At 30.0% G+C, this 11301-nt stretch carries 18 protein-coding genes; all 18 read left to right on the top strand.

Features of this window, described 5'->3' with window-relative positions:
* Positions 1-343 precede the first annotated feature (343 nt).
* The 18 genes from EZH24_RS02620 to EZH24_RS02535 all read left to right on the top strand — a co-directional run bounded on the left by EZH24_RS02620 (position 344) and on the right by EZH24_RS02535 (position 11190).
* Positions 344-1834: a hypothetical protein gene (locus EZH24_RS02620; protein ID WP_137997579.1), complete on the top strand. Its 1491-nt coding sequence runs from the start codon at positions 344-346 to the stop codon at positions 1832-1834.
* A 643-nt stretch (positions 1835-2477) separates the two neighbouring features.
* A complete protein-coding gene (locus EZH24_RS02615; RefSeq protein WP_137997578.1) occupies positions 2478-3305 on the top strand; it encodes a class I SAM-dependent methyltransferase in 828 nt (275 codons plus the stop codon).
* A gap of 48 nt (positions 3306-3353) precedes the next feature.
* Positions 3354-3818 (top strand): GNAT family N-acetyltransferase, encoded by a 465-nt coding sequence (locus tag EZH24_RS02610; protein WP_137997577.1) that lies wholly within the window; start codon positions 3354-3356, stop codon positions 3816-3818.
* 85 nt (positions 3819-3903) lie between these two features.
* Positions 3904-4377, top strand: a complete 474-nt coding sequence (locus EZH24_RS02605; RefSeq protein ID WP_236847039.1) for a sugar O-acetyltransferase — start codon at positions 3904-3906, stop codon at positions 4375-4377.
* Positions 4378-4484: 107 nt separating this feature from the next.
* Positions 4485-5231, top strand: a complete 747-nt coding sequence (locus EZH24_RS02600; RefSeq protein WP_137997576.1) for a GNAT family N-acetyltransferase — start codon at positions 4485-4487, stop codon at positions 5229-5231.
* A gap of 86 nt (positions 5232-5317) precedes the next feature.
* On the top strand, positions 5318-5965 hold the full coding sequence (locus EZH24_RS02595) for a hypothetical protein (protein ID WP_137997575.1): 648 nt from the start codon (positions 5318-5320) through the stop codon (positions 5963-5965).
* A 54-nt stretch (positions 5966-6019) separates the two neighbouring features.
* Positions 6020-6304, top strand: coding sequence for a hypothetical protein (locus tag EZH24_RS02590; RefSeq protein WP_137997574.1), 285 nt, complete (start codon positions 6020-6022; stop codon positions 6302-6304).
* A 90-nt stretch (positions 6305-6394) separates the two neighbouring features.
* Positions 6395-6646, top strand: a complete 252-nt coding sequence (locus EZH24_RS02585; RefSeq protein WP_137997573.1) for a GNAT family N-acetyltransferase — start codon at positions 6395-6397, stop codon at positions 6644-6646.
* A gap of 43 nt (positions 6647-6689) precedes the next feature.
* Positions 6690-7178 carry a prolyl-tRNA synthetase associated domain-containing protein gene (locus EZH24_RS02580; protein WP_137997572.1) on the top strand — a complete coding sequence of 163 codons (489 nt, stop codon included), beginning with the start codon at positions 6690-6692 and terminating at the stop codon, positions 7176-7178.
* 38 nt (positions 7179-7216) lie between these two features.
* Positions 7217-7462, top strand: a complete 246-nt coding sequence (locus EZH24_RS02575) for a DUF3781 domain-containing protein (protein ID WP_137997571.1) — start codon at positions 7217-7219, stop codon at positions 7460-7462.
* Between the two features lie 16 nt (positions 7463-7478).
* Positions 7479-7826 (top strand): TIGR04076 family protein, encoded by a 348-nt coding sequence (locus EZH24_RS02570; protein WP_137997570.1) that lies wholly within the window; start codon positions 7479-7481, stop codon positions 7824-7826.
* Between the two features lie 23 nt (positions 7827-7849).
* Positions 7850-8482, top strand: a complete 633-nt coding sequence (locus EZH24_RS02565; protein ID WP_137997569.1) for a Vat family streptogramin A O-acetyltransferase — start codon at positions 7850-7852, stop codon at positions 8480-8482.
* Positions 8483-8537: 55 nt separating this feature from the next.
* Complete coding sequence (locus EZH24_RS02560; protein ID WP_137997568.1) at positions 8538-8972, top strand: hypothetical protein; 435 nt, start codon at positions 8538-8540, stop codon at positions 8970-8972.
* A gap of 28 nt (positions 8973-9000) precedes the next feature.
* Positions 9001-9228, top strand: a complete 228-nt coding sequence (locus EZH24_RS02555) for a hypothetical protein (protein ID WP_137997567.1) — start codon at positions 9001-9003, stop codon at positions 9226-9228.
* Positions 9229-9262: 34 nt separating this feature from the next.
* Positions 9263-9769, top strand: coding sequence for a hypothetical protein (locus tag EZH24_RS02550; RefSeq protein ID WP_137997566.1), 507 nt, complete (start codon positions 9263-9265; stop codon positions 9767-9769).
* Between the two features lie 8 nt (positions 9770-9777).
* Positions 9778-10515 carry an alpha/beta fold hydrolase gene (locus EZH24_RS02545; RefSeq protein WP_137997565.1) on the top strand — a complete coding sequence of 246 codons (738 nt, stop codon included), beginning with the start codon at positions 9778-9780 and terminating at the stop codon, positions 10513-10515.
* An 11-nt stretch (positions 10516-10526) separates the two neighbouring features.
* Positions 10527-10916 carry a cytidine deaminase family protein gene (locus tag EZH24_RS02540; RefSeq protein ID WP_137997564.1) on the top strand — a complete coding sequence of 130 codons (390 nt, stop codon included), beginning with the start codon at positions 10527-10529 and terminating at the stop codon, positions 10914-10916.
* Between the two features lie 16 nt (positions 10917-10932).
* Positions 10933-11190, top strand: a complete 258-nt coding sequence (locus tag EZH24_RS02535; protein ID WP_137997563.1) for a DUF998 domain-containing protein — start codon at positions 10933-10935, stop codon at positions 11188-11190.
* Positions 11191-11301 lie beyond the last annotated feature (111 nt).

The following is an 11301-nucleotide window of genomic DNA, read 5'->3' as shown; positions in this document are numbered from 1 at the left end:
TATAAAAATAAATAAATTTTTTTAAGAAAATTATAAATTTTTTTCTTGACTTTTTTTAAAAGTTTGTTATAATTAGTGTAGAAAGTGAAGAGAAAAAACGATGATTAGACACTGTAAATTGAAATACTGTATAAACGATTGTCATGTCATGTCATGTCATGTCGCCATTATTGTCTCGACAAGTCATAAATATATTCTCAAAACTTTTTTATCAATTAAAAATTTCATTAAACATTTTGCGGGAATCTTTACTCGCATTAGGTTCGATAAATATTGGAGATTATTCTTTAAATGAATTATTTTCCGTTATTTATAAAAAATTCTATTTTAGGAGGACATTATTATGTCTAAAAAATATTTTACAAAAAGGCTAATCGTTTTAGCTACAGTTTTATTGCTTGCGTGGGTTGGCATAAGCTGTAAAAGTAAAAAACCTACGGAAGGAGGATTTGAGCTTGAAAGACCAGACGATAAAGTCACTAATGTTGGCGGAAGCGATGGTATGTTAAATGAAGAGCAAAAGGCGGGTTATAATAACGAAATGCTTCATATCAGATTATTAGCCGACTCTATGGACGGCGAAGCTTATTATCGTTCTCCAGTTGTGGTTACTTACAACGATAATAAAGGAATCGCTATGTTCTTAGAAAAAAGATACGGAGCAGGCGGAGTGGACGATGTCGGCGTAGACGGAAATGCGAGAGTGGATATAATCTATTTTGCGAACAATAGAGGCGGAAACGAACTCAATTATGGAGAAGGCTCTGGCAATATAGTAGGATTAGGCTCTTCTGCAAAAAACGACTTTACGCTTTCTAAAGCTTCAGCCGTGGTTTTTGCCAATGGAAACGAGATAACGGTAGTAGCCGCATCAGGCTCTGGCGCAATGCCAGAAAGAAACGGATTAGTATCCGAGGTAAAAATAATTAAAGGAACGGCAGGTTCGGACAGTATTACTTGGAGCAGCGACTGGACGGATTTAAATATTACATATACTCCTGATGGCGCATCAGAAGCATTAACGGGAAGCGAGGCTATTAAAGCTTATGTTGGCGAAAAAGTCAACGCAAACTATAACTCCATTTATACGAGATGGGGAAAAGGAAAAATTGACGGACAAAAATTTGTTTTGCCTTTAACTCTCATTCAAAAAAATGGCACGGCTAATGTCACTCAAGGGCTTTTGGTTCTTTATTCTGAAGATGCGGGAGCGACTTGGAAATTTGGACCTAGTCATAACTTTGACCAAAATACTTACAAAATAGCTACGGGCTTGTCAGTGAGCGGAACTACGGTAACGCTTGCAGCAGTTCCGAATGTTACTAAAGATAAAGTTGCAAAACCTATAGGAATATATACGGCTACTTTAGAGGATGCTTCCGCCGCTAAAAAAGACATTACTCAGGCAGGACAATCAAGTTTCAATGATTCTGAAAATAACTTTGAAATAGCTAAAGGAACAGACGGCTCGGCATATTTCATCAATACGAGAAATAGGACGGGACAGTATATGAACGGTTTCGTAATAAACGAGCTTCTTACTTTAGCCGTATTGAGCGATGCCGATAAATTGCAAGAAAACAGCGCTATGCAAATGTCTAAAGCATGCGGTATAGGTTCGGTTGCCGTTTTAAAGGACGGAACTATAGTTACCGTTGCAGAAGAAGCTTTTGCCGAAGGTAGCGGAGAAGGCGAGAACAGATTTAATGTCGTTCAAAGAAGATTTACGAGAGGTTATTTGGATGCGAGAGTAGTCAATAACGAAAGTAAAATAAGAGTGGATGACGAATATTATAATCCTAATTTGGGCGGTTTAGGCGGCGGAAATAACTAATTGACAATATCGAGAATTATACTGCTTTGTTTTAAGTTGTATAACACAAATCCTTCTAATTTAAAATGGTCGAGAGAGTAGAGATACTCTTTCGACTTTTTTTGTTTTTGATTTAATTGTCATTACGAGGCTATTTTATAGCCGAGGCTAAAGCCCGCCGTTGGCGAGTAATCTAAAAAGTGGATTGCCACGCTTCTACCGAAGCTCGCAATGACAACGAACAAAATAACAAGGGGTTTTAACCCCTTGCATGCAAACTGCAGAGGAAACACAAGGGGCTGAAGCCACCTTGCTGTTATAAAAAGCGCTATTCCAAAATTGGATTGCTATGCCACAGGCTCGCACACGCTGTGCGCCGCGAGGCGATGACAAAGATTGCCATGTCTTCGGCAGATTTTAGTCGAGGTTATGACAATAAAAAAATGGAATTAAGTATTGAAATATTATTATTTTGGAGATATAATTATCTATAAATAAAATAATTTTTTGATTTGGTTTTATATATAATAAATTTGCTTTGTAAATTTATTATGAACCTCCTTTATAAGGTCCTCGTCTGGCATTATGTTAGTCGAGGACTGATTTTATCGGTATTTTTATTTTTAATATATAATTAAACTCTAATAAAAATTAAGGAATTAACATGAAACAAAAAATAGAAAAAAATACGGTTCAAGAAACTTTGATTATTCCGTTATACTCGAGAAAAATAGCGAAAGAAAAATTTCCAGATTTAATTGGCGATAAATCCTCCGATGACATAATTAATAAAATTGATTACGACTTTTCGGATAAAGAAAAATATTTTAATTCGGCTATTGGATTGTATGGAGCTTTAGAAGTCGCCCAAAGAGAATTCGATTTGGAATGCGAGATTAAAGAATATTTGAAAAAACGAGAAGATGCTTCGGTAGTCAATTTAGGATGCGGATTAAACGATTTATTTTCGAGCGTGAACAACGGAAAATGCAAGGGCTATAATTTGGATTTTGAAGAAGTTATAAAAACGAGAGAAGAATTATTGGAGAAACAAGATAACGAATTTAATATTGCCTGCGACTTAAACGATTATTCATGGTTTGAAAAAATCGAAAAAGACAAAGGCGTGATTTTTGTGGCTTCGGGCGTTTTTTATTATTTCAAAAAAGAAGAAGTTAAAAATCTTTTCGTTAAAATGTCGGAATATTTTAAATGCGGCGCTTTGGCTTTTGACACTTGCAATAAAACGGGATTGAAAATGGTTTTAAGACTTTTAAAAACTATGGATATGAAAGAAGTCGGCTCTTATTTTTGCATTTCTGATAATTTGGAAGAATTAAAAAGTTGGAGCGATAATTTTGAAAATGTTTCGAGCAAATCTTATATGAACGGTTATAGAAAATTAAAAGATATAAGATTATTATACAAATTTTTTAATATTTTTACCGACAAAATTTTTAATATGCAAATTATAAAAATAGAATTTAAATAAAAAAATAAAAATAAATATTCAAAAAACTTTTTTTAAGGAGAAAAAATTATGATAAGATTGGCAAAAGAAAAAGATATGGAACAAATAAATAATTTACTTTATCAAGTTCATAAAGTGCATTCGGACGCTCGCCCCGATTTATTCAAAGCTGGCGGCAAAAAATACACGGACGAAGAATTGAAAGAAATTATAAAAGACGAAGAAAAACCGATATTTGTTTACGAAACGGACGGAAAAATCGAAGGCTACGCTTTTTGTGTTTTAATCAATAACGATGGCGAAAAATCTTTATGCGATTATAGAAGCCTCTATATTGACGATTTATGCGTTGATAAAAATTGCAGGGGGAAAGGAATCGGAAAAAAATTGTTCGATTATGTTTTGGAATACGCGAAAAGAATCGGTTGTTATAATCTCACTTTAAATGTTTGGGAAGGAAACGACAGCGCAATGCAATTCTATAAAAACATCGGACTTAAAATTCAAAAAATCGGAATGGAGAAAATTTTATGAGCGAATATATTTATATTGAATTTGTATAAATTTAATATAAAATGCATTTTAAATAATATTTCGTTTGAATAAATGGAGAATAAAAATGACTGAAAAAGAAAAAATGCTTGCTGGAGAATTATACGATGCGGCTTTTAACAAAGAATTGGTGGAAGATAGATGCAAAGCTAAAGATATTTGTTATCAATATAACAATTTAAAACCATCGAATATTGTCGAAAGAGAAAAAATTATAAAAAAATTATTTGCTAAAACAGGAAATCAAATAACGGTTGAGCAAAATTTTTATTGCGATTACGGTTATAATATTTATGTCGGAGAAAATTTTTATATGAGCTATAATTGCGTAATATTGGATTGCGCTAAAGTCGAGTTTGGCGACAATGTTCTTATAGCTCCAAATTGCAGTTTTTATACGGCGGGGCATCCTTTGGAAATAGAACCTAGAAATAAAGGATTAGAATATGCAAAGCCTATAAAAATTGGAAATAATGTTTGGATTGGAGGAAATGTAACGGTTTTACCAGGAGTAACAATAGGAGATAATGTCACGATATGAGGCGGAAGCGTTATAACAAAAAATATTCCTTCAAATGTTGTAGCGGCGGGAAATCCTTGCAAAATAATTAAAAAAATCTAATAATTTTTAAAATAAAAAAAGAGATTGTGAACGAATATATTAATTTAAATTTAGAAAATATCTGCATCGAGCATATTTGTTGCGCTATTTCGGATAAGAAGCATCAAGACGGCGTTAGATTAAAAAAAGAATGGCTTAAAGAGAGAATAAAAGACGGACATGTATTTAGAAAATTAAACGATAGAGGAAAAGTATTTATAGAATACGCTCCGCTTGAAAAATCTTTTTGTCCCGTGAGCGGAAATAATTTTATGTATATTTATTGTTTATGGGTTGCGGGTTCGTTTAAGGGAAAAGGCTACGGAAAAGAACTTTTAAAATACGCGATTGAAGACGCTAAAAGACAAAAGAAAAACGGAATCTGCGTTATAAGTTCCAAAAAGAAAAAACCTTATTTATCCGAAAAGAAATTTTTTGAAAAATTCGGATTTGAAACCGTAGATAATATCGGAGAGTTCGAGTTATTGTCTTTAAACTTTGGAAAAGAATCTCCGTATTTTAACGAAACAGCGAAACAAATGAAAATAAAAAATAAAGATTTGACGATTTATTATAGCGATGAATGTCCTTTCATAGCTAACTGCATAATCGAAGTAAAAGAATTTGCAAAAGAAAATAAAATTAAAATAAATATAGAAAAAGTAGACACTGTCGAAAAAGCTAAAAATCTCCCTTGCGTTTTCAATAATTGGGCTGTTTTCAAAGACGGAAAATATATTTCAAATTTGCTTTTAAATAAAAATTTGGCGGAAAAATTATTTAAGGAAAATTAAAATGAATAAAGAAATATTATTATCGATAAATTACAATTTAGTATTTTGTTAGAAAAATAGTAATTTGTTAATGAGACAATTAACCTATGGAAGATAAAAATATTCATTCAAAAATTATAAAACAAGTTTGTAAGGAAATTTTAATTCCGCTTGGCGTTTTTCAAAAGGGGACATCTCGGTTGTATTTGGACGATAATGATTATTTTTTTACGGTAGTAGAATTTCAACCGTCAAATTGGGATAGAGGAACTTATCTGAATATAGGTTTAACTTTTTTATGGGATTATAATCAATCCGATGTTTTATATTTTGAATTTTCAAGACAGCCCGCCTCTAGATATGGTAAGTTTGTAGAATATAAAAACGAAATCCAATTCAAAAAAGAAATAATAAATTTGGTAAATATAGCAAAAGAGGAAATATTATTTTATAGAAAATTAAGAGATATAGAATTTGCAAAAGATTGGATGATATCATATATAGAAAAATTTAATGAGAAAAAATATGCGAAATTTGGACTTGATATTGCCAATATTTGTATATTAAATAAAAATATGGAATTAGCAAAATTTTATTATGAAAATTATCATAGAGAACTAAATACAGAAGAACAAATGAACTATAAAAATTTAAGCGAAGAATATTTGAATTCTAATATTAAGACAACGAGAAAAATGTGGCATAGTAAATCATCAATGAAAAAAATGCCAATTTCAATAATATATGATAGTTAATTACAATTTAGTAGTTTGTTAAATAAGATAGTAATTTGAAATGAAGGCGTAAATATGAGTTTATTTAAAAAATTTCCATTTAAAGACAAACCTAATACTGCATCTATTACTTGTGTTCATATACTTGATGAAAAGAAACCAATATTATATGTTAGTCACGATGCCGATGATGGATGTTGGCAATTTTTATGCGGTAAAAATCATAGTATTGAAGATTCAAAAGTGGTTGCATTAGAAGAAATATATAAAATTGATAAATCAATTAAGGAAATAGCAAATTTAGAATATGGTAAAATAGCTTATAGAAAAGATAAAAATAGTAAATGGAATATTCAATAAATTAAAATTTATTGACAATTTACCATCCTGTTATAAAATTGTTTCAGGATTACTTTATGAAATAATAAAAATTGGGAGAGGAAAAAGATTATGATTAAAATAGAGTTTAGAGAAAAAGAAAAAAAATCTATAGCTTACGATTTGGATAAGCAAGTCGGAGAATGCGATTTTGAAGAAACAAACGATACTTGGAACATAACGCATACGGAGGTCGATAGCGCTTATGAAGGACAGGGAATTGCTAAAAAACTTGTAGAGAATGTTATACAAAACGCTCGGATACTAAATAAGAACTTAAAGGCAACTTGTTCGTATGCTAAAAAAATAATAGAAAAAATATAAGTAAGAAAGAAGAAAAATAGTAATTTGTAATAGATATAAAATTATGAATAAGCAAGAAATATATGATTTTATAAAGAGTAAAAATATATGGTATGAAATAACAGAACATAAAGCGGTTTTTAATATGGATGAATTATCGGAAATAGAAATACCATATCCAGAGTATAATGCGAAAAACTTATTTGTTCGTAATGATAAGAAAAAAAATTATTATCTCATAACCATTAAAGGAAACAAAAGAGTCGATTTGAAAGAATTTAAAAATAATAATGGCACAAGACCTTTAAGTTTTGCTTCAAAACAAGATTTAATGAGTATTATGAATTTGATTGCAGGTTCGGTAACTCCACTTGGCTTACTAAACGATAAAGATTTGAAGGTTACTTTCTATTTGGATAAAGATTTTCTTAAGGATAAACAAATAATAGGCGTTCATCCAAATGAAAATACCGCAACGCTTTGGTTAAAAGTTGAAGATTTAATTGATATTATAAAAGAACATGGAAATCAAGTTAATGTTGTAGAGTTATAGCAAAGTGATAAATTACAATAGATAGAGGAAATATAATAGTGAAAAATAAGCAAATATTACTTGACAATATAAATAATGTTCATACTACTAAAATGGGAATTGAAAGAATTAAGAAAAATCTTAAATTAGAAAATGTTAATATTGTCGAGTATTGCAAAAATAAAATTTTAGATAAAAATTGCAATATATTTTTGAAAGGCAAAAATTGGTATTGCGAAGCGGATAATATTATCATAACGATAAATTATAATAGTTATACGATTATAACCGCTCATAAAATTTAAATTCAAGAGGTAAAAAATGAAAAAATGGTATGACGAAGAATATCAATTTGAAATCGAAGTGACGGGATTTCTAAGAGGAAGCAAAACGGAAGGATATTGTAGAAACGGCGAAGAGATTGGCGACAAATATAAATGCGCTTACGGTTGTCCCGTTAATTCCGAAGGGCAAGGCATTTGCTCAAAAGTAATGATGATAATGTTTCCCGTTATGGAAGCCGTGCGAAGCGGAGGAGATTTGGAGAATATCGGCGGAGACGGAAAATATAGCAAGGTTATAGTTTGCCCAGACGGTTGCGTTATTTTCAAACTTACGGCAAAGAAAACGGGAAACGAGAATTTTTTTAAAGGCAAGTTTTTAGATTGATTTTAATTTAAATAGGTTGTTATATGGGACCAAATCCGAATGCAATTTTTCCTAATCCGAAAATTCCAAGTTTATGCTTTATTAAAAATGTCGTTAAAAATCCAAATATAATTATCGGAGAATATACTTATTATGACGACATTAACGGAGCGGAAAATTTTGAAAGTCATGTAACGCATCATTACGATTTTATAGGCGACAAACTAATTATAGGAAAATTCTGCGCCATTGCAAAAGGAATCGAATTTATTATGAACGGAGCAAATCATAGAATTAATTCGATTACGACATACCCTTTTAATATTATGGGAAACGGTTGGGAAAAAAGCGCTCCTTCTTTGTCGGAATTGAAATTGAAAGGAGACACTATCGTAGGAAACGATGTTTGGATAGGACAAAATGTAACCGTCCTGCCCGCGGTTCATATCGGAGACGGAGCGATAATCGGAGCGAATTCCGTTGTGGCAAAAGATATTCCTCCTTATTCCGTTGCAGTCGGTAATCCTTGCGAAGTTAAAAGAAAAAGATTTAACGAAGATTTGATAGAATATTTGCTTCAAATTAAATGGTGGGATTGGAACGCCGAAAAGATTTTTAAAAATATGGAAGCTTTATGCAGTGGCGATTTATCGAAAATTAAAAATATTATGGATTAGAATAAAAATTTGGCGAGGTTATTATATGGATTGTGTTAACGAAATAAGGAATAAAATGAAATATATTAAAAAAATTACAAAAAATTTAGGATATAAGTTAGAATATTATAGAATTGAAGATATGAAATGCCCACATAAACAACCTTCTAAATTACCACCTGAACATTCTGCGATATATATTTTTATATATAAATCTAAATTTTTAAAAATAGGGAAAGCCAATTCTAAAAGTATAGCAAGATTTACAAGCCAACATTATGGATTTAGCGCGCCAAGCACTTTAGCAAAATCATTATGTAATGACAAACATTTTAAAAAATTAATAATAAATAAGTATAAAGAAATAAATAAAGATAATATAAAGTTATGGATGTTAAAAAATTTACACCGTGTAAACATATATGTCAAGTCAGACAAAGCAACAACCGAATTAATAGAAGCGATTTTACATTATGCATTTAGACCAAGATTTGAAGGAAATATACATTAAATAAATTAAAATTTAGAGAGCAAAAATAATGAGTAAGTATAGCCATTTATGGATTTACATCGATTTAATTTTTAAACGATATAATAAAGAAAAAATCGAACTTTCTTTTAATCAAATAAAAGACGCCGCAGGTTTTGAGATTGACCATTCTTTTTTAACTTACAAAAAAGAACTTTTGGATTACGGTTATAAAGTTGAGAAAATAAAATTGAAAGATAAAAAAATTATATTTTCAAAAATAAATAACGATAAATAATAATTTTAATTAGAAATAGAAAGGAAATTATAAAATGAATTGGTTTATTATATTAATTGAAGCGATTATATTTATAGGATTTTTTACGGCGTTGGTTATAATTCCAGCAATAAAAAATCCAGCGGTTGGCATTCATAATTATCCTCCAGAAATACAGGAAGAATATTTTAAAACTCATAAAAGAATTGAAACCTCGCCTTTAAGCGCAAGAACTATTATAATAAAAAGTTTTGGAATAATAATTTTTACCGTTATTCTTTCGGCGGGCGCTATTTTTGCTGGAGCGGATAGTTTTTGGGACGGATTTGTTTTTGCAGGCGTTTTATTTTTGATAGTCGGAGCTTGGGACACATTTTTTATAGATTGGGTTTTATTCGCCAATTTAAAAATATTTAGACTTGAAGGAACTGAAAATATGGATAAAGAATATTCTCAAAAATGGTTTCATGTAAAAGGAATGATTTTTCCAGGTTCTTTATTTTTAGTAATTATAAGCTCTCTTACGGGTTTAATCGTTATGGTTATAAAATCGAATTTTTAGAATAAAAAATGATTATAAAAGAATACGGAATTAAAAATAAAGAAATTATAATTTTACTGCATGGAGGCGGGCTTTCTTGGTGGAATTATATTGACGAGATAGAATTACTCAAAAACGATTATCGTTTGATTATTCCGATACTTGACGGACATTTTGGAAGCGATAAAAATTTTACTTCAATAGAAGATAACGCGAAAGAAATCATAAATTTTATAGATAATAATTTTAACGGCAAAGTAAAATTAATTTGCGGATTGTCTTTAGGAGGACAGATAGCGCTTGAAATTATGTCTCAAAGAAATTCAATTTGCGATTACGCCATTATAGAAAGCGCTTTGGTTTATCCGATGAAAAATATTTCTAAACTCGTAGAATTTCTTATTAATATGACATATAAATTAATTAGCAAAAAATTGTTTTCTAAATTGCAATTTAAAAGTTTAAGAATAAGAAAAGATTTGTTCGAACTTTATTATAACGATACTTCAAAAATAACGAAAGAAAATTTAATTTCGTTTATTAAAGCGAATTTAAATTATAAAATAAAAGAAAATCTGAGAAATTGCAAAATCAAAACTCTTATTTTAGCAGGGAGTAAAGAAAGGCAAATTATAAAAAAATCGGCGTATAAAATAAAAAATACGATTAATTCAAGCGAATTGGAAATATTGGAAGGTTATTATCATGGAGAGATTAGCGTAAATTATCCAAAAGAGTATGTTAATAAAATAAAGAAATTATTTTAAGGAGAAATTAAATGAATAAATGGACAAAAATGTATCAAACTGCAAAAAATATTCAAAACGAAAGAAAAATATCTGATTATATAGAAGCTGGAAGCGTGGCATCCGCAATACTCTCGGCAGCGGGTAAAATATATACGGGAGTTTGTATTGACACATGTTCCACTTTGGGAATATGCGCCGAGCGAAACGCAATTTTTAATATGATAACGAACGGAGAACAGAAAATTAAAAGAGTTCTTACGATTATGCCGAACGGTAAAACGGGAACTCCATGCGGAGCTTGTAGAGAATTATTTGTTCAATTAATGCCAAACGATTATAAAGAAATTGAAATTATGCTCGATTATGAGAATAAAAAAGTTATCACGCTTGGAGAGATTACGCCTAATTGGTGGATATAAAGAAGCATTGAAATATATGAAAAATAAAAATTTAATTAATTATTTATGTTTATCTGGAATAATAAGCGTAATATTTTATTTATTGCATGATATAATTGGGGCTATAAATTATCCTAATTATAATTGGTTAAGTCAAGCCGTAAGCGATTTAACGGCTACGAATTCTCCTTCGTTTATAATCGCAAATGAATTTCTAACTCTATATAAAATATTTAATTTTTTATGTTCCGCTTTACTTTTATTCCAACTTCCAGAGAATAACGGCGATAAATAAAATAATTAAGTAAATTAAAAAGAGGGGCATTAAGCTCCTCTTTATTTTTATAATTTTTTATATCAAATAAAATCTATTGATTAAAAAAAATTATATAATATAATAACTATT

The organism is Brachyspira catarrhinii (assembly GCF_005518285.1).
Lineage (GTDB): Bacteria > Spirochaetota > Brachyspiria > Brachyspirales > Brachyspiraceae > Brachyspira > Brachyspira catarrhinii.
The sequence above is the reverse complement of the archived record's forward strand: the minus strand, read 5'-3'. Positions and strand labels throughout refer to the sequence as shown.